We start from the raw sequence: 26,537 nt of genomic DNA, 5'->3' as shown, positions 1-26,537 counted from the left end.
AACTAATCCTTATTAATGGCGGTAGTTTTTTTGAAATTTAATAACAACAGTCCGATAACAAAGGATATGTAACTAGAGTATTTTTTATGATGATATCACTAAATAATAAATTCATTATCACTACCCTATTAAGCCTTTTTTTATTCAGCTGTAACCCCGACAAACAAGGAAATATGAAATGGATAGCCAAATACGATTTTAATCAATTATACCAATTAACCGACCAAGCAACTGTCTTAGACCCTATGTCTGCTTTTCGTTTTGAGGATTTTAAAGCACTTAACGAAAACACCATTATTTTAATCGGAAATAAAAGTCTTCGCTCTTTCGATTCAATCCAAAGGGGGTATCAAGCGGTAATACTTATATCGAAAGATCGGGGCAAAAGTTATCAAGAATTATTACTACCCGAACAAGAGATGAAATGGATTGATACCAGCAATGATTTTTCATTAGTAAAAACTCAAAGTAGATTACCCGATAACAGTAAAAAAATTTCCCAATATCTTTTAGATCATAAGAGTCTAAAAGTGGTTAAAATAGATGAGTATTTATCTGCCGATGATATCGATTATAAAAAATTCAACGGTAAATATGTCATATATTCCAATCGAGGCAATTTAAAACTGATTAATTTATTGAATCGAGAAGAAGAATACCCCTTGCCAGACGATTTAAACAATCAGCCATTTTATTTAACCGCACAGGGTAACATTCTAACTTTACAAAAAAATCAGATCATTAGTTATGACCCTAAAACCCAAAACCAGCAAATCATCAAAAGTTTCAAAAATAACTATGATGTCTTACTATATCAAGATGACACTTTTATTTTGGGTAAAGCTAACCTGTTAAAAACGTCTGCAACTTTTTATAATGAAGAGGAAAAAGAGTTATATACACTTGATTCAAAAAATCATAACTTTTACCGATATAAAAATTTTGTATGCGACTATAAACTTTTATCATCTATTAACCCGTCGATCCGATATTCATATGACTATGGACAAACTTGGTATAAGTATGAGTTAAAAGGCATGTTTACTGCCTCTAGACCTGTCGGATTTTATAAAGATAAGTTTATCATTTTACGTGCATCATTCCATGATAAACCAGATCCTGAAGATCGAGGAGGAAGGTTATTAATCGGTGATTTTGAAAAATAGGACGATGTTAAACACGCTTAGTATAATATAATTATTTTTGATTTAATTTATCTATTAATCATGCAAATTTTATTGGTATCATGAGCAATTAATGAAATGTAAAAGTTCCCAATGGTTTAGAAGAAGAAAGAAGTTTACAGAAATATTAAAAGGTATAATGAAATATAATGAGTGTATTAATAAAAAATAAAGGAATCTTTTTTATTCTAATAATTATATTAATTTTTCCTTGTCAAGGACAAGTTAAAAATGTTTATAGTAAACAAAAAATTCAAGATGAGAGCGAAGCTAATATTATTAAAAATAATATTTTTCATATTCAATTTGATAATGCAGGGGAACTCCATAAAAATTTAGTATCGGATCAACCGTATGATCATTTTATAATTCAAATAGAACAAGGAAATATAAAATTTAAAGAAAACTATAAATTATTAATTAGTAATTATGGTGATAGAAATGATTTAACATTTACTTTGACAAAAGTAAGTAAAAAAGAATATACCTTAGAAATTATACAAGAAACTAGACATTTAACGGTTGATAAATTCATCTTTGAAAAGGATAAAAACAACTTATTAGAATTAATATCCATGGAACAAATCCAATCAGGAAATACTATTCAAATCTGTAAATATAGTATGTCAAGAAAGAAAGGAAATGAAATTAATTTAATCATAAATTCAATTGATGATCCTAAATGTTTCAACATCAAAAATAAATAATATTAAAAGTGAAAACATGAATGTTTCAGTTCAAAATGATAAAACTGAAAGAGTAAACCATAATTCTTCTTATTATTCTGAAAATTTGAGCAACAGCATATCTAGCAATAAAGCTGAAATGATTGGAAATTATTATTATCAAGAATCAGGAAATGCAAATATACAAACATTAAAAGGCAGTTTACTGATGAGAGGTACTACGCTATCTGTCTTACAAGGTGGAGATGATGTAAAAATAAGTAAAGGTTAATAAGTAAAAAAATGAAATGGACAAAGAAAAGAAATTTAACTTTTTAGCCGAAGAATCTGAACAAGGTTTTTGGGTAGATTCTCAAGAATTAACCCAAAATACGCAAAGACAAACAGCGAAAACAGAAACCGCCCGAAAAGAAGAAATTGCCAATAAATTAAGAGCAGAAAATGAAAGATTGCTAAAGGAAGGACAGCCCGAAGAAAAGCGAGAAATGGTAATACATGGCGCAACCTTACATTGTCCGTACGCACAGTCAGAAGGAAAACTAAAGGTTACTTCTAACGAAATATTATTACAAGATCGCATTTGTGCTACAGAAGGCGACGGAAATAATATGATTAATCTGAAATTTTCAGGCGTTTGTAATCATCCCAAATGGGGGGATAAAAAACCCGCTTGTCAAAGTGTAATCAACTTATCGCCGTGGCAAAATTTGGGTAAAACCGTAATTCAGGAGCAAAGAGTTTTAGTTAAAGAATCCTACATAAGTTGTAATCCTTCCCCGAACACGGCAGTTGCAAAACCCATTCCTACGGTGAAAAAAATAACTGTAATCGGCTGTGATAGAAATGTAATTATCAGTTACAACAACGGAAATTATGGAAATTGTGAATTTTATAAATTTAGATATGAAGATTTTATGAGACGTCACAGTTTATGCAATCATATGCCTCCGGTTTATTATTTTGGAGAAATGCGAGAAATCAGTAAATATGATTTTATTAATACTGCTAAAGAGTGGTTGACAAAAAGTTTAACCGAAGAGATGGACAAAATGGTAATCTCAGAAGTTAAGAAAAATGGTACTTCATATAAACCTGTTCCCGCTACCAGTTACGGATATAAATATTGCGTGCGCTTCTCTAAAGTCTTAATGCCAACTTTAACCTTAAGAGGGCAACGGTGGTTAAAAGATGCAAGATTAATGCTACAAGAATATATGGAACAAGGGTTGATTAATAAATCTTATAGAGCTAATTACGATACGATATTACCAGAAGCTTTAAATAAATGGGAAAATAATTTTAACAAAAAATTTGAACCTTCCGATAAAGAAATAGAACTATGTAATTGTAGCATCAAAGAATTGAATAAAATTCGTGCAAAAAAAATGGAGAAATATTATACTGATATTGAATTAGATAATGATCGATTTCAAGAATTTGCTTTTGCCACTCATCCCGATGCGTATAATCCAGATGAAATGGGAAAATTACCGGCAGATGATTTAATAAAAATAATGTCAACCCCCGACTTGAAAGAGTGGTTCGGATGGAATACTTGGAAACAGGCTCTTATTATGGCTAAAAATTTAGATTATCTGTCAATTACAAGTGCCACGATAAAAAGACTGTATAAAAAATATATTTTACAGGATGATACCTTTGAATAAAAAAATATTAATTACAATTTTAGTAAGCTTCGCTTTATTAAGCTGTAACCCCGTTAAACAAGGAAATATGAAATGGATAGCCAAATACGATTTTAATCAATTATACCAATTAACCGACCAAGCAACTGTCTTAGATCCGATGTCTGCTTTTCGTTTTGAAGATTTTATAGCCCCTAATGAAAACACCATTGTTTTAATCGGAAATAAAAGATTGCGCGCTTTTGATTCAATCCAAAGAGGGTATCAAGCAGTAATACATGTATCGAAAGATCGGGGCAAAAGTTATCAAGAATTAACGCTTCCCGAACAAAATGTATTATGGTTGTACCCTAGCCACGATTATTCAATTTTTGAGGCACAAGCTGTATTAGCCGACAACAGTAAAAAAAATTCCATGTATCTTTTAGATAACAACAGCTTAAAAATCGTTAAAATAGATGAATATGATTCTGAAGCTGATATCTCCTATTATAATTTTAATGGAAAATATGCCGTCTATTCCAATAATAAAGTATTAACATTGGTTAATTTATTGAATCGAGAGGAACAGTATCCTTTACCCTACGAATTAAATAACCATTCTTTTTGGGTTACTGCTGATGATACATTACTTATTCTTGATGCCAAACAACTCATTCGCTACGATCCGAAAAATAATACAAAAACCGTCATACAGCAATTACATAATGATTATGATGTGCTGACTTATAAGGATGGTGAGTATTTTTTTACTAAATTCAATGCATCTGAAGAAGGAGGTTCTTATTATAATAATAAAGAAGAGCTTTTATATACTTTCAAAAAAGGGGATAGAAGTCGATATTATCGCTATAAAAATTTTGTATGCGACTATAAACTTATTTCATCCCTTTATCCTATTTTCCGATATTCTTATGACTATGGACAAACTTGGTTTGAACAAAAGTTTACAGGCTTTTTTTCAGCCTCTTATCCAATTGGATTTTATAAAGATAAATTCATCATTTTTCATGCATCATTCCATGATAAACCAGATCCTGAAGATCGAGGGGGACGAATTTTAATCGGTGAGTTTGAAAAATAAAAAACCTCATGGTAATAAGTAGAGGTATTTACCTTTTTATTCGAAAAATATATCCAAATACATGCAGAAATCTAAAATAATTTTAGGATCGTTTCCAACCACAACACAAAGATATTACGACTTTCAACAAGAAGAGTTGACCCGTATTAATGGTATCGAAGAACGTGAGGTACAAACCGCACTCATATACTGCACCCGTTATTCTATACAAGAGTTTTTTAAAGTACGTTGGGAAACGTTTAAGAATCAATATTGGAGTACTCGTATGTCGGAAACTGATAAGATATTACATAAGAAATTAGATCTTATTACTTCCGATTTGCAAATCATAATCTCACCACAAGGCACTCTGCACGACCTTACAAACTTTAACGAAGTGCAAATGAAAGCAAAATTAATTTTAGATCAACTATCTAAAAAATACACAGACAATACAGATTTTTTGGAATATAGAAATTTATATACAGATAAACAACGGGTTTTACTCACCCTTAATTACTACCCTGCTATTTCCTTATATTTACCGCTTGCTCATGAACAAGATCCTATCGTTAGGAATACACAATTGATACCCAATACCATTTTTTATATTAATGAAACGTTGCAAAAAAATTCAACCAATATCCAAATAAACGGTAGTTTACACCAAACGCCCGACCTTGACGGATTACGTAAACTTTTTGCGTTGAAAGGTATTAAAATTTCATCTGAAAAGGCACTTCCTTGCTTAGAAGAATATCAAGGAAACTATAATCTTACTTCATCAGGCACGGTAAAAGACGCTTCCTTTGACATTCATTTTACCTTTGGAAAACACTATGAAAAAAAAATAAACTATCAACTTAAAACTATACGCCATGAGGAAATATAAACAATTAAAACATGCCGTACAATTACAAAAACAGTTGGATCGTAAATATGGAACCAGCCGTTTTCATGCTGCTTTAATTATAGCTCTATTTTTCTGCCTCTTTTTCACCTCGTGCAGCAGTTCACAAGCTGCAAGTTCTTCTTCCAGTACCCAAACAAGTACCAGTACAGGTCAATCTCAAAGTGGAAGTACAAATGTTAGCATTATCAAAACAGGGCAAACAGTTAGTGTTAACCCAGTTAACCCACCAAACGATGGGTTAAAAAGGATATACAGTGTATATTTTGCGAAAAAAAAAGTACAAAAAAATCAAGTGTCATTTGACCCCATAGATTCACTACATCCTCAACGAGACGGAGAAGATAATTTGCTAACATATGATTCTATTTTAGGAAAAACGGTTTATTTAGTAATTGAAACCCGAAATTTAACAGTTAATGAATCCATCAACGTTCAATTACAAAGCAAAGCACTCACGGGAAACTCCGAAGTACTCGAAGTCATGCAGTTTAATGAATTGCGTCAATATGTGTCAGCTCGAAATATCACGGCTGTGGTAGGTAATACTAATGCCTTACATAATAATAACGGTAGTTGTCCTTATACCAACTTAGCCGATCATTCTCACCGTGCCATTGTAAAACTGCAACTGCGACCAAGCACCCGTCCCGCTTTTGATAATTGGGCAAACCGTTTGAAAGATGCCAATGGTACGATAAAAGTGTCGGTACAACTTGAAAAAGATAAATGTGCGTATGGTAACGACAACAAAGAGAGAAGCAAAGGGGGGCTTTTTTTATCAACCGATAAGCAACAATTTAGAGTAGTAAATAGACATTTTCTAGAAATTTATCACAAAAATAATTTATTTAATTTTTTATCGATAAGAACCTTACCCAATACCAGAAAGCCGATAGGTGAACTAAATAACAGCGTTAACTCTAAGGTTTGTTATTTTTATTATGATAAAAATGATAACGAACATTTTGTGTGTGAGTCCAATAAAATAACTATAAAATCAAAAATAAAATCAATTAATATTCCAAAGGATGAAGATAAAGGAAATCTTATTGATACCATTGATCATTCAGAAAATATAAATGCGAATGAAAAAATAGATGCCCAAACTCTTGAAATATATGAGAATGGTGTACTTGCTACCCCAAGTAGATTTTCGTCTATAAAAGAAATATGGTATAAAAACCAAGAAAATAATGTAGAACTGGTTTTTGCCGATATTCTTGAAGATCCGGGCATAGGTAATGAAGCTTTTAGGGCTTTAAATTATGAAAGTCCAGACGGTAGCTTTGTTATTACCTTTGCATTTAAAAATACAAGAAGGCGATACGCCAATCCGGCATTTTACGCAGCATTTTTGGGCGCTTTAGCTCAGTTAAATCAAACTAAATCAATGAGTAACATTTATATTAAAAGTGGTGGTTTTTCGTATAAAGATGGATCTTGTTATCCAAGTGCTGAACATGTTGATGGAATTGCTGTTGATACCATTTATTTGGAAAATCTTAAACAACAAAACGCATTTGTTAATTGCTTGAGAAACTATGGTTTGTTAAGACATGGTGTAGGGAAAAGCAATTGGTATCCAAAAATTAATCACTCAATTCAGATGGATGGACATGACGATCATTTACATTCTTCTGTTTATGATGCAAAGTATGTTAATTTTACTAGAGATTATGTTCATTCAATTATATAAGGAATTATTGTAATGAAAAAAAATTACCTTTTACTTTTAGTTATTTTTCTATGTTCTTGTCAAGGCGTAAAATCTCAGGATTTTTCAGATTCGAAAAAGAAGAATTCAATTCCCGTAATTACTTTACCTTTCGGAACTAAAGAGTTAATTGACGTCCAATTTCCAGAAAATTGGAAATCGTATGATTATCCAAGCAATACATGGTATAAAACACCTATAGATTTAGCTTATAATCATTCAAATTTGTTTTACGATGTTTATAAAGATAAAAAACGAGATTTAAAACTTACCGATAGTATTACTTATACTTATACTAATGCTAATATGGCTAATATCTATTATGATAATTTTTTTCCTTACCCGTTTATAAAAAACCAATCAAGTATACATTACAACTATAAAGAAACATTATATCCATTATGGAAAATTAATTTATCAAATAACCAATCTCTAATAATGCTTTTTAGTGAAGATATACCTACATCAGATAAACCAAATGTAAAACCCTACGCTAAATTACAATTAGTGGTTATGGATAGTCAAGGAAACTTCTTAAATTCCCTAAATGCTTATATTTATGCCAATCTTGATACGAAACGCCTGTATATTGACAGAAAAGGAATTATTCACATTAAATACTTTAATTTTTTTGATTCTGAAGACGTTAACTTTATCCGTTATGAAAAATTCCAAATTTCGCCTGAAGGCAAATTTATTCGATATTACGATCAAAACGGATTTTTCCAAAATAAAGAAGAACAAGGATTAGTCGAAAATCATACCCGTGAAGGTTTATGGATTGAGAAGAAACCGAACGGTTATTATACTTATTCTCACCGTTATACTTATCTTGAAGCAAATTACCATAAAGGGTTACCTATTGGAATTTGGAAGTTTTATAAATTAGATTATCAAAGGAAAATAGGTTGTCCTATCGATCTATTTTCTGCTAAAAAAGGCAAACTTTTGTACACAGAAACCTATAAAGACGGTGAGCTTGTCGAACGCAAATTTGTGGATAAAGAAATTGATGAATTGAATTAAAGATTGTGTAGTAAACAAACGATTATTATGCTTATCACCCTCATAAATATGAACGGTGGTAAGTAAACAATAAATAAAAAAATAAACATAACAACTTAAACATCCTATAATGGAAAACGAAAGCCTTCCGACAGAAAATATAAAATCCCCTAACGATCAATCCGAAATAGTGGATTCTTATTCAGCCAATCCTAACCAAATTGTTTATGATTTGTTACATCAATCTGATTTTGATATTAATGTAACGGATGCCTATTTTGCAAAAAAAGTAAATGCTCCGAATAAACCAAATGAATATACCTATTTAAAATTAAATCAAGCCCGTTTGGGTGACAAAATTTATCTTGTAGTTAAATGTTACGGTAAGCCCCCTAAAGGATCTTTGGTTATCAGCATTCGTGAAATTGAAAAAAAAGGTAATGAGCAAAACTTATATCCACAAAAATCTATTCCCTTTTTAGTGAATGGAGTTGAAAAAACCGAACTACAATTTACTATTGATGAGAAAATTGAGTATATCCAAGAGATTGAAATTCGTCCTAAAGATGATGAAAAGTATCAGGAATTAGTAGATAAATTAAATAGTCTTGAAAATAAAAGTACTCATTTGACCATAAGAACAGAAATAAAAGATACCAACGCAACTAAGGTAAATTTTAAAGGTATTCTTACAGGTGAATTCGATGCGGTTAAGGGGGCAAGGTATTATGATTTTTTAAAAGAAGAATTTATATTAAAATCTGTAATAAAAATTATAACATATCATATTTATTCAGATGGTAAAATTGAAAAACACATACCGAAATTTATTACAAAGGAACATAAAGACAAATACCAATACATATACCACGATAAAAATAATATAGAGCATGATTTAGGTGCTTATTTAATAAATAAAACTCAAAAATATAATGGTATAAAAGGTGAATATATCAATCTTATTGATTTAAATATAGTAAATAAAGAATATTCTAAGGATGGATTAAAATATAAATTTAATATCGATAGTCCCAGATCTTATGTAAATGAAAAAACTTTAGCTAGTTTTTTCGGAGCAATGTTTGAAGTAAATTTTGAAGATATTAGTTGTAATGGTTTCAGTCACAAAGACGGCTCATCAAAACCCAGTGTTAGTCATATTAATGGATTTAATGGTGATTTTAAATATTTAAGAACAGATAAAAAACTAATGAAAGGAAGCGGAACCAGTTTACATATTGATAAAGAACCTGAGCTATTAGATGTAGAAAGACAAAATCTATGGAACAATGCTTTATATAAATTTGGATGGAAGTCTATGTTAGGATGGTCATATAAAAAAAATGGTAAAAAAAATTATTTAAATCATATCACTAAAGATACCAAAAATCATAATCATCATTTACATGTACAAAGTTATTCGATAAATATTAAAGAGATTAAAAAATGAAAAAAAATATCTTTCTTTTTCTGTTTTCTATGCTAATTGTCATCGGTTGTTCAAGTGGTAGTATAAAAAAATACCACGTTCAACAGACTTTGCCTTTTACATCTGATGGGTTAAAGAAATTTTATTCTTATGACGAAAATATGGGTACTTATAAAATAAATGCCCAATTTTTGGAAAAAAAAGAATTTACCAAATTAGAAAAAAATATTAAACCTAAGAACTTTCATGATTATTATTCTACATCTCAAAATTATTACCCTGTTTTAGACGTTTCAAATGGTTTACAGAGAATTACAGGGATTATATATGAAGGATGGGTTGAGTCAGAATATCCCTGTTTATTTTTTCAATTAAACAGTTATGATCACGCAGGAAATAGGATTGATGCTTTATTAATAGACAATAGATTCACATTTGAAGTCACCTACTGGAATGATTTCGCCATTGATAAAGATGGAAATATATTCATTCAAGAATTTTCTAAAAATGAGGTTTTAATTGATGATAGAGGAAATATTATCAAACACACCACAGTACCTAAAATAGAATCACATTTATTAAAATTTAAAATCAATAAAAATGGCAATTTTGAATTAATCCATTAAAAGAATAGGAAAATGAAAATGAAAAAATACTGGTTTTATTTCTAACTTACGAATATAAACTTAAATGATAAAACCAATAATGAAACAAACGTAAATTTAGAGGGAAAATAACAGCAAAATTTTTTTTGCTGTCACCCAATATTAAAGAAGTTTTTTAAAAAATAAATTATTAATTGAATATTTTAGTTAGATATTCATTATGGTCATTAACTGGTTTAATTTATTTTATCCTACAGCCCTTATAGACTCACTTCAATACTATTAGGATCCTCAAAAGGTTTAAACTATGGCATAATGTGCGTTAAATCACATTTTTTAACTTTAACTTATAAGGTATTAAAAGCATCAAGTTAAAGCGTTAATCATTTAGAGAGTATAGATCAGTGTTAAGTACAAATAACATCACCATGCAATTTGGTAGTAAACCGCTATTTGAAAATATTTCGGTTAAATTTGGGAACGGCAATCGTTATGGGCTTATTGGCGCCAATGGTAGCGGTAAGTCAACGTTTATGAAGATCATTGGTGGCGATTTGGTGCCAACTTCGGGTAATGTGGCGTTAGATCCTCATGAAAGATTAGGTAAATTACGTCAAGATCAGTTCGCTTTTGAATCCTTTACCGTGTTAGATACGGTGATTATGGGGCATACTGAGTTGTGGGAAATCAAGCAAGAACGTGATCGCATCTATTCTTTACCGGAAATGAGTGAAGAAGATGGTTTTAAAGTGGCTGATTTAGAAACCCAATACGCCGAAATGGATGGTTATAGTGCCGAGTCTCGTGCTGGCGAACTATTGCTAGGGGTCGGCATTCCCATTGAACAGCATTATGGTCTAATGAGTGAAATTGCCCCTGGTTGGAAGCTACGTGTGTTATTAGCCCAAGCGCTCTTTTCGAATCCCGATATTTTATTACTGGACGAGCCAACCAATAACTTAGATATTGATACCATCCGTTGGTTAGAAGATACGCTTAATGAGCGTGAAAGTACCATGATTATTATTTCGCATGATCGCCATTTTTTAAATATGGTTTGTACCCATATGGCAGATCTTGATTATGGTGAATTGCGTATTTATCCGGGTAATTACGATGATTATATGACGGCATCAACACAAGCCCGAGAACGTTTATTAGCGGATAACGCTAAGAAGAAAGCGCAAATCAGTGAACTGCAATCTTTTGTTAGTCGTTTTAGTGCCAATGCATCGAAGTCTAAACAAGCTACATCTCGAGCCAGACAGATTGAGAAAATTAAACTGGAGGAAGTGAAAGCATCTAGCCGTCAAAATCCATTTATACGCTTTGAGCAAGATAAAAAATTGTTCCGTAATGCCTTAGTCGTTGAGAATTTGACCAAAGGCTTTGATAATGGCCCTTTGTTTAATAATCTTAATTTAATGGTTGAAGTCGGCGAGAAGGTCGCTATTTTAGGTACCAATGGGATTGGTAAAACCACTTTAATTAAAACCTTAATGGGAGAACTAACCCCTGAGCAAGGCGAGATTAAATGGTCAGAAAATGCCAATATCGGTTATTATGCTCAAGATCATGAATACGAATTTGATGAAGAATTAACCGTGTTCGACTGGATGAGCCAATGGAAGCAACCTACTGATGATGAACAAGCTGTACGAAGTGTTTTAGGTCGCTTATTATTTTCGCAAGATGATATTAAAAAGAAAGTTAAAGTGCTGTCGGGTGGTGAAAAAGGACGGATGCTATTTGGTAAATTGATGATGCAAAAACCCAATATCATTGTCATGGACGAACCAACTAACCATTTAGATATGGAATCGATCGAGTCGCTCAATATGGCGTTAGAACTTTATCAAGGTACCCTATTCTTTGTTTCGCATGACCGTGAGTTTGTCAGTTCGCTAGCGACTCGTATTGTTGAAATTACGCCAGAAAAAGTGATCGATTATACCGGTAATTATGAAGATTATTTACGTAGTCAAGGAATCGAATAATTAGTTAAATGAATTGCAAACAAATAGCCACAATGGTGGCTATTGAATAATTAAGCTAACTTAATCAAATATGGTTTAGAATCGATTAGAAATCTAATTCATCCCACCAAATATCAATTAACGGACTGACTTTGATATTTTTTAAGCCATGACTTTCCAGCCATTTTGTGACAATGTCACGATGCGCTTCGGTACAATTTCCTAGTTTTTGAGTACAGACAATTCCTTTCCAATTTAGATACCCACTTCCTTCATATGCTAAACCATTTGGTTGGATAGCTTCGAGAATGAACTGATCAACAATGTTATCTAAGGTTTCTTCACTTGTCCCTTCGTCAAAAGACCAACTGACAGTAAAACCTAACTCTTTAAACTCTTCAATATGTAATTTTTTACGTAAACGTCGACTGCGATTTACCATGATAATATCCTTCTATTTTAATGAGTATGACTTTGTTTATTATTTGTGTTAGCGTATTTTTTTGTTCGGTTAACACCACCACGCTTATTGGGTTGATTAGACCGATTTTGCGTGTTGTGATCGTTTTTCGATAGCCGTTTTTTAGGTGAAGATTTTGTTTTCGGCTCAGCTTTAATGGTTGGGTCAACGGCAAAACCATCGGTATGGATTTCGGGTATTGGTTTTTTGATCAACTTTTCAATGGCTTTTAATTGTGGCAGTTCGTCAATACAGACTAATGAAATCGCCTGCCCTTGATTTTGCGCTCGCCCTGTTCGACCAATTCGATGCACGTAATCTTCAGCAACCTGCGGTAATTCATAATTAACCACATAAGGCAATAGTTCAATATCCAATCCTCTGGCTGCAATGTCGGTGGCGACTAGTGCCCGAATTTGTCCGATTTTAAAATCGGCTAAGGCTTTGGTGCGGGCGCCTTGGCTTTTGTTACCATGAATAGCTGAAGCTTTAATTCCGTCTTTAGTGAGTTGCTCAGCTAAATGGTTAGCGCCGTACTTAGTGCGAGTAAAAATTAATACTTGTTGCCATTGGTTTTTACCAATTAAGTACGATAGTAATTCCCGTTTACGACGTTTATCTACTCGATGAACATATTGGGTAATTTGTGTTGATGTACTGTTGGTTCTGGCAACAGCAACCGTTTCAGGGGAATGTAAAATCGTTTCCGCCAGTGTTTTTATCTCATCTGAAAACGTTGCTGAAAACATTAAATTTTGACGTTTTTTAGGTAATTTTGCAATCACTCGCCGTATATCATGAATAAAACCCATATCTAACATGCGATCGGCTTCGTCTAAAACCAGCACTTTAACCGTTGCAAGATCAACAGCATTTTGGTGGACTAAATCGAGTAACCGTCCGGGTGTCGCGATCAGAATATCCACACCACCACGCAACTTCATCATTTGGGGATTAATGCTTACGCCACCAAAAACAACTAATGAACGAATTGCTAAATGACGGCTGTAATCACGAATGTTTTCACCAATTTGCGCAGCAAGTTCACGAGTTGGCGCTAAAATTAACGCATAAAGGGGGCGTTTCTTCTTTTTTGTTTCAGGGCGATTCGCTGTTTTGGCTTGTAGTTCAATCAGCTTTTGCAAAATTGGCAAACCAAACCCTGCCGTTTTACCGGTGCCCGTTTGTGCACTTGCCATAAGGTCTTTTCCCGATAAGATTACCGGAATGGCTTGCTGTTGAATGGGGGTAGGCTGAGTGTAATGTTGTTCTTGTAGTGCTTTTAAAATCTTGGCATCTAAACCAAGAGAGTCAAATGACATGAAATGTTTCCTAAATAAACAAAAATTAAATTTTCGTTAGTTATTATAAAGCAATTCTATTACTTTTGTTTGATTATTTATTATCCCTGTTAATCAGATTGCGATGAAATCGTTCTATTAAGATTTGTTTTAACAAAATTTCGTAAGTTTTTTGCTAAAAAATAGACTAGATGATATTTATTATCATTTGCATCTGTGCTACTATTCTTGCGCTAAAAATCATTGTATTTACAACATTTTTGATACTAGTTGCATCAATGATTATTTTTTAAAAACTTTTGCATAACGGATTGCCCATGATAGTACATTTCAACCGCACCAAAAAATGGTTAATGGTTTTAGCATTAACCTCAGCTAGCTTTAATTGTTTCGCTAAAGATGATATCACTTTTGCTAATTTTCGCGATATTCGTGATCTAAACCCTCACCTCTATTCTGGTGAGATGTGGGCTCAAAATATGCTGTATGAGTCATTAGTCCATTATAACGAAGATGGCTCTTTTTCACCTTGGCTTGCGGAAAGCTGGACAATCAGTAATGAAGGAAAAACCTATACGTTCAAACTTCGACAAGATGTGACATTTAGCGACGGTACTAAATTCGATGCGCATAGCGCTAAATTAAATTGGGATGCCGTACTTTCAAATAAAGATCGTCATACTTGGCTTGAAATGGTGCGTTTAATTACCGATATTAAAGCCCTTGATGATTATACCCTACAAGTCAATCTGTCTGAACCTTACTATCCATTTTTGATTGAGATTGCCGTCACCCGCCCTATGCGTTTTATATCGCCTAATGCCATGAAAAATGGTGAAACCAAAAATGGCGTTAATTCTTATATTGGTACGGGGCCTTATGTGTTAAGTGATCATAAAAAAGATCAGTATGCCATTTTTACAGCCAATCCCAATTATTGGGGAAATAAACCACAACTCAAAACCGTTACAATGAAGGTGATTGCGGATAATCAAAGCCGTTTGATGGCACTTGAAAAAGGTGAAATCGATCTGATTTATGGCAAAAATATGGTGGATGCCGATTCTTTCGAGCGTTTTTCGAAAATGGATAAGTTTCAGACATTGATGTCTAAACCTGTTTCAAGCCGTATCGTGTTGATGAATACGACTCGCCCTGCATTGAGTGATGTTAATGTGCGTCAGGCTATTGAGCATATTATTAATAAAAATGATATTTCAGAAGGAATTTTTAATCACAGTGAAGCACCGGCTGATACTCTAATGGCGACCAATATCCCTTATGCCAATATTGGATTAAAACCTTATCAATACGATACTAAATTAGCACAACAACTTTTGGATAAAGCAGGTTGGACAAAAGCAAACGGTCAACAATACCGCCAAAAAGACGGCAAACCGTTCGAAATCACACTGTATTATGATAGTAATACTGCTTCACAAAAAACCATCGCCCAATATATGCAAGATGAATTTGAACAAGTTGGATTAAAACTTAATATTCACGGTGAAGAAGAACAAGGCTATCGTGACCGCCAAAAAGCGGGTGATTTTGATATGGTATTCGATATTTCTTGGGGTACACCTTATGATCCACAATCCTTTTTATCCGGTATGAAATTACCAGTATATGGGGATTATATGGCACAACAAGGCTTAAAAGAAAAGCCTCAAATTGATGCCAGCATTAGCAAAGCATTGATTTCAACAGACGAGCAAGAACGCCAAGCCCTATATCGTTATGTGCTTGAGACATTGCATAAACAAGCGGTCTATATTCCTTTAACTTATGAACGCAATCGAGCTATTGCTATTAAATCTCTTAAAGGCATTGAGTTTGCTCCATCACAATTTGATATTCCTTTTGAGAAAATGCACTATTAATTGCGTTATAGTTAGTTAGTCATAATGTTACATTATATTTTTAAACGTTTATTGATGATGATACCGATTTTGATCGGTATCTCGTTTATTGCCTTTTTGCTGATCAACCTTGCCCCTTCTGATCCTGCTGAAGTTGCTTTACGCTTAAATGAGATTATGCCAACGCCTGTAGCCATCGAAAGTATGCGCCAAGAGTTGGGATTAAATGAGCCCTTTTGGTCTCGATATTTTAGTTGGTTATATCATGCTTTTCATCTGGATTTTGGACGTTCATTCGTTCATCGGGATCGATTAGTTTGGGATGAAATGATTCGTTGTTTAACCCCAACTTTACTTTTGGCTGTGTCATCATTTGTTCTTACTTTATTCGTTAGCTTAGTGCTAGGCGTGTTATGTGCTATTTTTGCTAACTCAGTCTTCGATCATGTTGTTCGAATCCTCATTTTTATTGGTACCGCCATGCCAAGTTATTGGCTTGGTTTGCTGTGTATTTGGTTTTTTGCTAATTATTTAGATCTGTTACCAACAAATGGTTATGGCACATGGCAAAATCTTATTTTACCGACAATAACTTTATCTTTTGTTTATATTGCGACTTATATTCGCTTTATTCGTAATAATATGCTGGAAAATATGCAGAATTACTTTGTATTTTATGCACGTAGTCGAGGATTAAAGGAACGGGCGATTATTTTAAAACATGTCTTAGTTAATTCATTACATACCACCATTACCGCACTGGGTATGACAATTCCACAATTGATTGCCGGTTCGTTTGTTGTGGAATATATCTTTTCATGGCCGGGACTTGGGCGCTTATGTATAGCCGCTATCATGAATCGGGACTATCCTGTTATTCAAGCTTATATTTTAGTTATGGCGATTTTATTTGTCGTGTGTAATTTTATTGTTGATGTGGTGCATCAATGGCTGGATCCTCGATTACAAAATAGTGGGGATTTAGCATGAGTTTAGCAAGACAGTTGATGAAAAATAAAATGGCATTATGCTGTTTGATGATCATCTCCATCATCATTCTTTTGGGTATTTTTGCGCCCTATATTGCCCCATTTGATCCAAATAAAGTTCGTATTGTCCGCAAATATGCCAGTATCTCAACTGAACATTGGCTAGGCTGTGATCATTTAGGTCGAGATATCTTTTCTCGTTTACTTTATGGAATCCGTTCGACTCTCTTTTTATCCTTACTAACCATGACAATTACCATTATCGTCGGTTCAATCATCGGGCTAATTTCAGGTTACCAACGAGGCAAATTTGATGAAGTTATTATGCGCCTTTGCGATATTATGCTCTCCTTCCCTAGTCAAGTCATGATTTTAGCGATTGTCGGAGTGCTAGGTGTGGGGATTGAAAACGTGATTATTGCTAATATCGTGGTGAAATGGGCATGGTACAGCCGAATGATCCGCAGTTCAGTGATTAAATACAGTCGAAAAAATTATATTTTATTTTCACGTGCCATTGGTGCACCACACAGCTTTATTATTCGCCGTCATTTGTTACCCAATATTATGTCGGAATTAGTGGTGTTAGCCACGCTCGATACAGGCTGGGTCATTTTGAATATTTCGGCGCTCTCTTTTATTGGATTGGGCGTGCAAGCACCGACTGCCGAATGGGGATTAATGCTTAGTGAAGCCAAAAATGTAATGATTCAACATCCAATGCAAATGGTCTATCCGGGGATAGCTATTTTAGTCGTCGTGGCGGCTTTTAATCTATTAGGTGACTGTTTGCGAGATATTTTAGATCCGAAGGAAAAAACACATGTGTAACCCCCTGTTAGAGGTTAAAAATCTCACGGTTAACCTTGATAATGGTCAAACGTTATTGGATAACATTTCGTTTAATGTTGAACATCACCAATGCGTAGGCATTGTCGGCGAAAGTGGTAGTGGTAAAAGTTTAACTAGTAAAGCGATTATGGGGTTATTAGAACCCTATTTTAAAGTCGAAGGTCAAATTCTTTTTAATCCTAGACAACCCCAGTTGAATCGACAAGTGAAAGGCGATCTTTTAACCCAATCAGCTGACACACTGCGTCAGATTCGGGGTAACACTATCGCGATCATTTTACAGCATCCAATGAGTGCTTTCGATCCGCTTTATCGTATAGGCAAACAAGTCATCGAAACATTACAAGCACACCTTCCCTTAAGCAAAAAAGAGGCCGTTGCCAAAACACTAACCATGATTAAAGAAATCGGTTTAAATGATCCCAAACAGATTTATAATAAGTATCCTCATCAATTGAGTGGTGGAATGTTACAAAGAATCATGATCGGTATTGCATTAATGCTAAAACCCGAATTGATCATTGCTGATGAACCGACAACCGCTTTAGATTCGATTAGTCAGTTCCATATTTTGAAAATGTTTGAACAAATCAAGCAGCAATCAACTACCGCCATGATTTTTATTTCACACGATTTAGGCGTGATACATCATATTGCCGATCATATTGTTGTCATGCAACAAGGTAAAATTGTTGAACAAGGCTGTCGAGATCAAATCTTTTATCATGCTGAAAATGATTACACCCGTTATCTAATCAGCGCGCGCAAACAGTTATTAGCTAAATTTGATTCGGTGGTTTATCCTAAAATGTTTATTCCGACATTGGAGAGTGCTTAAATGTCTGCATTATTGCAAGTTGAACAGGTAAGCAAATCCTTTTTACAGCCTCATCAAGGTCTGTTTAGTCGCAAGAAGAACAAGGTCATTAAGGATGTTTCTTTCTCGTTAAAACAGGGCGAATGTCTGGGTATTATTGGTGAAAGTGGCAGTGGCAAAAGCACACTTGGAAAGCTTATTTTAGGTTTAGAAAAACCCGATACGGGTAAGATCCTATTTAACGGGCAAGATATTGCGAAACGAGCATGGAAATGCTCATCACAGCGACGTAATATTAGCGCTGTGTTTCAAGATTATAATGCTTCGGTGAATCCTTATTTTACGGCTGCTAATATTATTGCTGAACCCCTTGATATTTACGAAAAGTTATCATCGACAGCACGAAAAAAACGAATAGATCAATTATTGGAACAAGTTGGATTAGATCATTCATTCTGTCAGCGGTTTGCTCATGAAATGAGTGGCGGTCAATTGCAACGAATTTGCATAGCCAGAGCGATTGCCTGTCATCCGCAATTTATTTTGTTTGATGAAGCAGTCAGTTCGTTAGATATTTCTGTTCAAACGCAGATTTTATCGTTATTGGCTGATTTACAAAAACAGTTAAATTTAACCAGTATTTTTATTACTCATGATTTAACCACGATTACGTATTTGTGCAATCGAGTGATGTTTTTTTATCAAGGAAGAATTGTAGAACAGGTTGACGATATTGCCCAATTGAGTAATGTCCGTCATGATTATTCCAAACAGCTTCTTGACTCTATATTAGGTTTTTAATCTATGACAACACAATCCGCCGTTAATAAACGTTATCGTTTTAACGATTATTTAGCATTGGTTATCCCTTTTATTATTTCAACTATCACAACCCCATTATTGGGCGTGGTTGATACTGCGTTGGTCGGTCATCTACCCAATCCTGCTTTTATTGCCGGCATTGCCGTTGGTGCAGTGATCTTTAATACCATTTATTGGTTATTTGGTTTTTTACGTGTGAGTACCACCGGATTTGCAGCACAAGCATTAGATGATCCCCTATTACTGCGTTCTTCGTTAATTCGCCCCCTGTTTATTGCGATTGTTTTAGGCATTTTATTTATTGTTTTTCAGCAATTTATTTTTGGTGCTTCAATGAAAATCATCAAGCCGAATCAAGAAGTTAGGCATTATGCAGATATCTATTTTTCGATATTAATTTGGGGCGCCCCGTTTGTACTGATTAACTATGTGCTGGTTGGTTGGTTAATGGGGATGTCAAAAATAAAAGCCGTGCTGTTTTTGCAAGTGTTGATTAATTTACTCAATATTATTATGGCGGTCATTTTTGTTTGGGGCTTTCATTGGGATATTCAAGGCGTGGCATTTGCAACACTCAGTGCGCAAGTGATTTGTACGTTGTTAGGGATCGGGTTTATTGGTCGCTATTTACCCCAATCACAACAAAAAACGGATTTGAAATCGATCCTTTCTTGGCAGTCATTAAAAGGGGTAATTTTAGTTAATACTAATTTAATGATTCGAACTATTTGCCTGCTAGTTGTAACGAATCATTTTATTTCGATTGGTTCAAGTTTTAGTACTGAAGTATTGGCGGCTAATGCGGTACTGTTTCAAATCCATTACTTAATGGCGTATTTATTTGATGGTTTTGCTAATGCGTCAAGTGTCTTTAGTGGTAAAGCTAAAGGCACCCAAAATATGGCGTTATACCAACAAACCTTGCGTTGGTCACTACAAGCGTGTGTGATTTGTCCGGTGATATTAATTGCAATCTGGTTTGCTTTTGACACCACGATAATCCGATTATTAACCAATCAAAATGACATCATTAATCTTTGTCTACAATACCATTATTGGTTAGTTATTTTTCCGGTTGTGGTTGCTGGTGGATTGATCTATTACGGGGTGTTTACAGGCATCAGTTATACATCTTCTATTCGTGATTCTATGATCCTTGCCCTTTTACTTTGGTTAATCGCTCAATCTATTTTTGTACCAATATGGGGCAATAACGGTTTGTGGTTTTCCTATATTTTATTTAGTTTAGGACGCACACTCTTTTTAGTGATTTGGATTAATCGATCGAAACAATATCTTATGCGTTGATTTAACTAAACCAGCAGTAAATAGATTTCATTCTATTTACTGTTCGATCTAGAATTTTGTAAATTGTTTTACTTTTTGCAATCAAATTTCTATTTCAATTCAACTCTTATATAATCATCTGTAATGTGAGTCAAAACAGGAATTAAATTCGATGAATAAAGGAAATAAAACCGTTATTGTGACTGGTGCTTCAAGTGGAATTGGTTTTGCGATAGCGAAAGCCTATCTTGAGCGAGGTTTCAATGTCGTTGCCAATGGTCGAGATAAAGCTCGTTTAGAACAAGCAGCGATTAAATTAGGCGAACCTGATAATTTATTACTTGTAGCTGGGGACATTGCAAAGCCGCAAACGGCAGAATTGCTTTTTTCACACGCTATTGCAAGATTTGGTAAAGTCGATATTTTAGTGAATAATGCAGGCATATTTATATCTAAACCCGCCGTTGAGTATACACAAGATGATCTAAACACCCTAATTGATACCAACCTTAAAGGATTTTTCTACCCTGCTCAGACAGCAGCTAAACATATGATAGCCAATCAGTCAGGGCATATCATTAATATTACTGCTGCCATTGCTATGCAACCTAATTTGACTGTACCGGCTTTGTTACCGATTATGATCAAAGGCGGTATTAATAGTGCCATTAAAGGTTTAGCATTAGAATTAGCATCAAGCCATGTTATGGTTAACGGTATTGCACCTGGCATTATTGAGACCCCAATGCATCCTACCGATCCCCAAGTTCAAGCAGTATTAAAATCTATGGCTCCTGTCAATCGGATTGGACAGGTTCAAGATATTATCAATGCCGTCATGTATTTAACGGATTCTAATTTTGTTACCGGTACAATTATGGTCGTTGACGGTGGCTCAACGGCAGGTAAATGGTAGATAGATTCAGCACTGATGACTTATTCAAACTGCCAGTAAACTGGCAGTATTCACATTTAAATGAAGTTTAGAATCGGTATGAAACACTCGCTTTAAAGTTTCGGGCGAGTCCATAGGTGTTTTCGCCTAAATAAAGTCGATAATCTTTATTAAATAGATTATCAATGGTTAGCTTAATTTCGGCTTTAGGCAGAAAAGTCGGTTGCCAACTCGCAAAAAGATTATGTATTGAATACCCCGACGATCGCCCTAATCCATAAGCGCCCAGATCTTTTATACCATCATGGTTTCTGTCTTCTAGTCCTGTGCGATCTTGTTTTCGTACAAATTGGGCATTCCACCCTGCTCTCACATTCCAGTCCGGAATTTTAAACCCCGTTGTTAATGTTGCGGTGCGTGGTGCAATCGTTGCGACATAGGTCTTATGATGCATCCATGGTGCTTGTGGTGCTGTATCTCGTTCCCCTTTTTGGATTGAGTAGGTCGCACTTGCAAACCAATATTTACTGTCATAAAACGTTTCAAGTTCAAAACCTTTGACAATCATTTTACCCGGAATATTACGATAATTTGCCTGCCCAAGCGGACACGCTTTGCCTGGACCGCATATTGATCCATTGAATCCTCGAGTAACAAAAATCTCATCGGTGACACGCTGTCTAAATAACGTGCTACGAACTTGTAACTTATCATTTTCGAGTATTAAATTATTAAAATCGAGAATATTCCCAATTCGAATTGATAAATTCCGCTCTTTTTTCAAATGACGGCTGGTTGCCGAAATTTTACCGCTTCCTCCATTTTTAGGAGTAAACTGGACTTCATAGCTTTCATCAATAGTTGGCGCTTGCCATGCATAACTGATATCCCCAAAAAATCCGACATTTTGGGTGGTTTGCCAATAGGATCCAAAGCGTGGTGTCCAACCTGAATAGGTCACGGGTGAATAGTCATGACCATAACGAGGATCGGGATCGTTATACGCTGAAGCATAATTCTTTTTACCGTGATTTCGGACATAATCATATCGAAGACTGGGTGATAAGACAAAATCACTAATCGAAAGTTCATCTTGAATATAAAAACTATAAGTTTGCTGTTTACCAGAAGGCATGTAAGCCGGTTGGAAATAACCATTGTTATAATTTGGCTTTTTAGCATAATTTTTGTAATACATTAACGTATCACGATCATGTAGATGTGCTTGTAATCCAATTTTTAATGCATTATCGACAGCGCCGGTGTTAAAAATACTGACATTTTCAAGCTCGATAGTTTTATCGGTATAGCTAACCCAACTTTCGTTACCCATTGTCCCTAATGAAGCCACAGGATTGTATTTATTAGGACGAGTATCATGTTGTTTGGTTTTGGAATAAGTGGTGTGTAACGTCAAATTAATTAATGGATTATAAGTTGGCTGATAATTCCATTTAAATTGGGCGGATTCATCTTGTTGATCACGTTTTACCAATTTTCTTAACCATGCTGCTTTATATCCATATTTTTTAATTTGTGCAGCGGTTGGGGATGTCATTTTTTCGACATATTTGGCTGCCCAAGGTTGCCATGAATCTCGTTTTGAACGTATACCTGATAGAGTGAAAGTGTGTTCTTCATTGGGTCTAAAATTGAGTTTCGCCATGTAAGAATCCATGTCATCTTCTGAAAACTCAAATCTTGAGCCATCAGGGCGTTTAAAATTACCGCTGTCTCGGTTAGTGTAATAAATAAGACCATCAAACATGTCATCTTGTGTTCGACCATAAACTGCGCTTGTCACCATATTCTGATGGTTGTTTGAATGAAAACTGTATTTGATTAATGCGCCAAGGTATTGATTGGGGTCAAGCAGATCAATCGCATCTTTAGTCTCCATTTTTATCACGCCACCAAAGCCGCCATTTCCAAACTTTACATCGTGTGGACCTTTATTAACTTCAACTTGTTTAAGAAGTTCTGGTTCAACAAAAATCGATCCTTGTTGATATTTTTGGAATCCTTTTTGTGCACCATCTACAATAATTTTGACATCTTCAACTTTACCAAAACCCCATATATTTAAGGTTTGCCCCCCTGGCCTAACTGAACCAGCAGCACTCACACCGGGTAAAGTATTGAGCAATTCGGCAACATTATCGGATTGTTTTTGTTCTATTAGCCCTGATGAAAGTGTTGATCGTCCCGCAATAACACTATTTATTTTTTTTAATTCATCTTGCGTTGATGAGCCGGCAATGACAGTAATCACATCGTCTATATCGTCACGATTAACCATATTGTTCTTCGTTAATGGTTTATTCGGTTCATCAATATTTTGCTTTGTATCTTTATCTTCAAGCACAGACTCAGCTTGTGAAGAAAAACTCATAAAGAGTAATAAGATACTTACCTTTTTATAACTCATGTTTCATTCCTTCATAAAAAACAATTAAATCATTTAACACATCTCTAAATTTAACCTTACAATTAATAATGATAATCATTATCAAATACAGGTTTGGCAAGTATATTGGGTTTGTCAAAAAATAGACAGAAAAATATGTATAAATTTTGGTTGAAAACGTTAACAAAATTATTTTTATTTAACGGTTAAAACAACCTAGTGTTTTCATGTTTATTATCAAAATAAAGCAACGAAATGGAGAGTGATGTTAAAAACGTCGTATCGATTTGATGTTAATTTTCAGGTTCCCTATCAGATAAACAGGAAACCTGAATGAAAAAATTATATCAGTTCAAAAAAATGAATTGGATGGTATGCCTGAAATTCAATAACACAATGTTTTTCATTTAGTTATTTTCTGCCCTCCCAAAACTGTTCTCCATAAAATACTAGACTACTGTTACCACGAGGAATAGCATAATGAAATTGCTGACGAATATCTTTTTGTTGTTGATATTGATTTGCCTCATATTCAGCCAATTTATGTGCTAACAGCACTTTTGCTATACGTTTATTTGCATGTTGGCTACGTTCTGATTGAACTTTAACCGTAATACCGGTGCTAATATGCGTTGCCCGCACAGCGGACTCCGTTTTATTCACATGCTGCCCACCTGCCCCTGAAGATTTCGTTGTTGAAAATTCAATTGCACTATCTAGTATTGGCGCAGGATTTGGTAAGCAAGTAATACCGATAAACCAATTTTTACGTTTATGATGTGGTCGGTAAGGACTCTGACACACCCATTGTAAAGTACCGCTCCAACGAGCAATTAATTGTTCACTTTGATCACCTTCAACAGAAATCAATACCGAACGATAAGTATTGGGCTTATCGCCCATAATACTTTCTAGAATTTCGGCGGTTAACGCTAATTTGTTTGCTTCAAACAAAAATTGTTTTACCGCTTTTGCCACCGTTAATGTGCATTCATCTGGTCCTCTGGCAGACGAAAATAAGAGTATTGGCATTAGTGACCTCCTTGTGTTTTATAATTCAATATTGGTGTAAGTTGAGCAATTACCGTGACAAGGTTTGCTTGTTGCATCGATTCAATCACACTATCTATTGATTTGTAAGCTTGTGGCGCCTCTTCAAAAATTAAACTGCTGTCTTCACAAATAACGCGGCTACCTAATTTTGTACGTTTTAGTTCAGCAATTGAGTAACGATGATCTAGTTTGCCTTTACAGTCAGCTCGACGCCATTTTCGCCCTGCACCATGGGCGAGCGATAAGAGTAGATCTTCATTCGGTATCGGTTTAACTAAATAGCTATAATCCCCTCGAGAACCCGGTACGATAACAAGGTCATCCATTGCTGAGGAAGCCCCTTTGCGATGTAACCAATAATTTTTATGATCAAGTGTCACTTTTTGTAAAAAATTATGACAAACATTCAACATTTCACGTCCATGAGTGTTAAGATTATTCATCAACCTTTCAGCAATCACTTGTCGATTTAGCATGGCAAATGCTACCGCATTATCATGTTTTGCCAAATATTCAAGTGCGGCTGAACTTTCATCAGCTAAACCTTGATAACCAAATCGTGATAGCTGATTTTGCAAAATAGCATGCCCTAATCCTCGTGACCCACTATGTACTAGCAAAAATAATTTTTTAGCATTAAGTTGGTAGTGTTCAAAAAGTTGTGCGTGACAAATTTTGCTAACCTTTTGTAACTCTGCAAAATGATTCCCACCACCAATTGTACCAAGGTTATATTTATGTCGGACATCAGGTTGATCAATATTCCCGATCTGCCGTGTCAATTTATCTATGCTTAATTTAGCAATATTAATATCGGTTTGCCAAAAGCCCATTCCACAACCAATATCACTGCCAATTAATGCAGGATAAATGGTTCCTCGACTTAAATAAGCTGCGCCAATTGGGTACCCTTTTCCGGGATGAAGATCCGGCATACCGACTACTTTAACCATATTGGGTAATTCGGCAGTAGTCTGTAATTGTTGAATAGCTAAACCTTCAACCCACGTGTTTTTTGATGCGATGTATAAGGCTTTTTCAGATAGTATCTGTATAGAATTGTCCATATATCAATCCATTTAAAAAATATTATTATTGTTTAGTACTCATAATTTAAATGTGATACAAAAGATGAATAACAACTAATATTAGCAATGTTAGATCGCCATTACTGACAACATTATCTTTGTGCTGTCGATAAAAGTTAGATGTTAAGTAACATATTTTTTTAGGTTGTTAATGACTTTAATTACATCAATAAACAAAAAAATTGTTTTTTAAATTATGGGTATGAATTTAAAAGGCAGGCTAAGATCAGCAGAATGAATTGAAGCAAGAATGAAAAGATGAATTATTCAATTATTTTGCGAAAAGCCTGCAAAGGTTGTTTGTACAGATCATAATGAATTCTCCTTTGCCGTTAATAATGGCGCATATCATAATGAGCTTTTTTTCTATTGTAAATAGTTTCATTATATTATTTTTTGTTCCATTCGTTTTAAGCCCGTTTTAAAATTTGACATTTCATATGCCTATTTTGAGCTTAATTTTATGCCTTGTATTTGCAGACA

At 34.4% G+C, this 26,537-nt stretch carries 23 protein-coding genes; 18 read left to right on the top strand and 5 right to left on the bottom strand.

Annotated elements, in window-relative coordinates; all coding sequences use genetic code 11:
- The first annotated feature begins 173 nt into the window (after positions 1-173).
- The 11 genes from ACKJXD_RS02540 to ACKJXD_RS02490 all read left to right on the top strand — a co-directional run bounded on the left by ACKJXD_RS02540 (position 174) and on the right by ACKJXD_RS02490 (position 12,242).
- Positions 174-1,166, top strand: coding sequence for a hypothetical protein (locus ACKJXD_RS02540; RefSeq protein ID WP_430875433.1), 993 nt, complete (start codon positions 174-176; stop codon positions 1,164-1,166).
- A gap of 167 nt (positions 1,167-1,333) precedes the next feature.
- Positions 1,334-1,891, top strand: coding sequence for a hypothetical protein (locus tag ACKJXD_RS02535; RefSeq protein WP_430875432.1), 558 nt, complete (start codon positions 1,334-1,336; stop codon positions 1,889-1,891).
- Between the two features lie 16 nt (positions 1,892-1,907).
- Entirely contained in the window at positions 1,908-2,141 is a 234-nt protein-coding gene (locus ACKJXD_RS02530) for a hypothetical protein (protein WP_220217235.1), read from the top strand.
- Positions 2,142-2,157: 16 nt separating this feature from the next.
- Positions 2,158-3,537, top strand: a complete 1,380-nt coding sequence (locus tag ACKJXD_RS02525) for a PAAR-like protein (RefSeq protein WP_430875431.1) — start codon at positions 2,158-2,160, stop codon at positions 3,535-3,537.
- 67 nt (positions 3,538-3,604) lie between these two features.
- Positions 3,605-4,600: a hypothetical protein gene (locus ACKJXD_RS02520; protein WP_430875430.1), complete on the top strand. Its 996-nt coding sequence runs from the start codon at positions 3,605-3,607 to the stop codon at positions 4,598-4,600.
- Between the two features lie 61 nt (positions 4,601-4,661).
- Positions 4,662-5,471: a hypothetical protein gene (locus ACKJXD_RS02515; protein WP_430875429.1), complete on the top strand. Its 810-nt coding sequence runs from the start codon at positions 4,662-4,664 to the stop codon at positions 5,469-5,471.
- Positions 5,458-7,188, top strand: coding sequence for a hypothetical protein (locus ACKJXD_RS02510; protein ID WP_430875428.1), 1,731 nt, complete (start codon positions 5,458-5,460; stop codon positions 7,186-7,188). The genes ACKJXD_RS02515 and ACKJXD_RS02510 overlap by 14 nt, the downstream gene beginning before the upstream one ends.
- A 12-nt stretch (positions 7,189-7,200) precedes the next feature.
- Positions 7,201-8,232 carry a hypothetical protein gene (locus ACKJXD_RS02505; protein WP_430875427.1) on the top strand — a complete coding sequence of 344 codons (1,032 nt, stop codon included), beginning with the start codon at positions 7,201-7,203 and terminating at the stop codon, positions 8,230-8,232.
- Between the two features lie 109 nt (positions 8,233-8,341).
- Positions 8,342-9,661 carry a hypothetical protein gene (locus ACKJXD_RS02500; RefSeq protein WP_430875426.1) on the top strand — a complete coding sequence of 440 codons (1,320 nt, stop codon included), beginning with the start codon at positions 8,342-8,344 and terminating at the stop codon, positions 9,659-9,661.
- Positions 9,658-10,266, top strand: a complete 609-nt coding sequence (locus ACKJXD_RS02495; RefSeq protein WP_430875425.1) for a hypothetical protein — start codon at positions 9,658-9,660, stop codon at positions 10,264-10,266. Before ACKJXD_RS02500 ends, ACKJXD_RS02495 begins: the two co-directional genes overlap by 4 nt.
- Before the next feature lie 383 nt (positions 10,267-10,649).
- Positions 10,650-12,242 carry an ABC-F family ATPase gene (locus tag ACKJXD_RS02490; RefSeq protein WP_267359707.1) on the top strand — a complete coding sequence of 531 codons (1,593 nt, stop codon included), beginning with the start codon at positions 10,650-10,652 and terminating at the stop codon, positions 12,240-12,242.
- A gap of 85 nt (positions 12,243-12,327) precedes the next feature.
- Here ACKJXD_RS02490 and ACKJXD_RS02485 read toward each other — a convergent pair whose 3' ends face one another.
- A complete protein-coding gene (locus ACKJXD_RS02485; RefSeq protein WP_267351012.1) occupies positions 12,328-12,666 on the bottom strand; it encodes a YggL family protein in 339 nt (112 codons plus the stop codon).
- Between the two features lie 14 nt (positions 12,667-12,680).
- Entirely contained in the window at positions 12,681-14,003 is a 1,323-nt protein-coding gene (locus tag ACKJXD_RS02480; RefSeq protein WP_430875424.1) for a DEAD/DEAH box helicase, read from the bottom strand.
- A gap of 296 nt (positions 14,004-14,299) precedes the next feature.
- Here ACKJXD_RS02480 and nikA point away from each other — a divergent pair, with 296 nt between their 5' ends.
- The 7 genes from nikA to ACKJXD_RS02445 all read left to right on the top strand — a co-directional run bounded on the left by nikA (position 14,300) and on the right by ACKJXD_RS02445 (position 21,527).
- Positions 14,300-15,865, top strand: a complete 1,566-nt coding sequence (gene nikA, locus ACKJXD_RS02475; RefSeq protein ID WP_430875423.1) for a nickel ABC transporter substrate-binding protein — start codon at positions 14,300-14,302, stop codon at positions 15,863-15,865.
- 24 nt (positions 15,866-15,889) lie between these two features.
- Positions 15,890-16,834: a nickel/cobalt ABC transporter permease gene (gene opp1B, locus ACKJXD_RS02470; RefSeq protein WP_220217247.1), complete on the top strand. Its 945-nt coding sequence runs from the start codon at positions 15,890-15,892 to the stop codon at positions 16,832-16,834.
- Positions 16,831-17,664, top strand: a complete 834-nt coding sequence (gene opp1C, locus ACKJXD_RS02465) for a nickel/cobalt ABC transporter permease (protein WP_430875422.1) — start codon at positions 16,831-16,833, stop codon at positions 17,662-17,664. The genes opp1B and opp1C overlap by 4 nt, the downstream gene beginning before the upstream one ends.
- Positions 17,657-18,523, top strand: coding sequence for an ABC transporter ATP-binding protein (locus tag ACKJXD_RS02460; protein ID WP_220217249.1), 867 nt, complete (start codon positions 17,657-17,659; stop codon positions 18,521-18,523). Before opp1C ends, ACKJXD_RS02460 begins: the two co-directional genes overlap by 8 nt.
- A complete protein-coding gene (locus ACKJXD_RS02455; RefSeq protein ID WP_220217250.1) occupies positions 18,524-19,303 on the top strand; it encodes an ABC transporter ATP-binding protein in 780 nt (259 codons plus the stop codon).
- A gap of 3 nt (positions 19,304-19,306) precedes the next feature.
- Positions 19,307-20,632: an MATE family efflux transporter gene (locus tag ACKJXD_RS02450; protein WP_430875421.1), complete on the top strand. Its 1,326-nt coding sequence runs from the start codon at positions 19,307-19,309 to the stop codon at positions 20,630-20,632.
- Between the two features lie 151 nt (positions 20,633-20,783).
- Positions 20,784-21,527, top strand: a complete 744-nt coding sequence (locus ACKJXD_RS02445; RefSeq protein ID WP_220217252.1) for an SDR family NAD(P)-dependent oxidoreductase — start codon at positions 20,784-20,786, stop codon at positions 21,525-21,527.
- Between the two features lie 67 nt (positions 21,528-21,594).
- Here the strand turns inward: ACKJXD_RS02445 and ACKJXD_RS02440 are convergent, their stop codons facing one another.
- The 3 genes from ACKJXD_RS02440 to ACKJXD_RS02430 form a co-directional block, all read right to left on the bottom strand.
- Positions 21,595-23,934, bottom strand: a complete 2,340-nt coding sequence (locus tag ACKJXD_RS02440) for a TonB-dependent hemoglobin/transferrin/lactoferrin family receptor (RefSeq protein ID WP_430875420.1) — start codon at positions 23,932-23,934, stop codon at positions 21,595-21,597.
- Between the two features lie 390 nt (positions 23,935-24,324).
- Positions 24,325-24,945, bottom strand: coding sequence for a peptide chain release factor H (prfH, locus tag ACKJXD_RS02435; protein WP_430875419.1), 621 nt, complete (start codon positions 24,943-24,945; stop codon positions 24,325-24,327).
- A complete protein-coding gene (locus ACKJXD_RS02430; protein ID WP_430875418.1) occupies positions 24,945-26,033 on the bottom strand; it encodes an RNA ligase RtcB family protein in 1,089 nt (362 codons plus the stop codon). The genes prfH and ACKJXD_RS02430 overlap by 1 nt, the downstream gene beginning before the upstream one ends.
- Between the last annotated feature and the right edge of the window lie 504 nt (positions 26,034-26,537).

The sequence above is a fragment of the Gilliamella sp. G0441 genome, from assembly GCF_050589305.1.
Taxonomy (GTDB): domain Bacteria; phylum Pseudomonadota; class Gammaproteobacteria; order Enterobacterales; family Orbaceae; genus Gilliamella.
The sequence above is the reverse complement of the archived record's forward strand: the minus strand, read 5'-3'. Positions and strand labels throughout refer to the sequence as shown.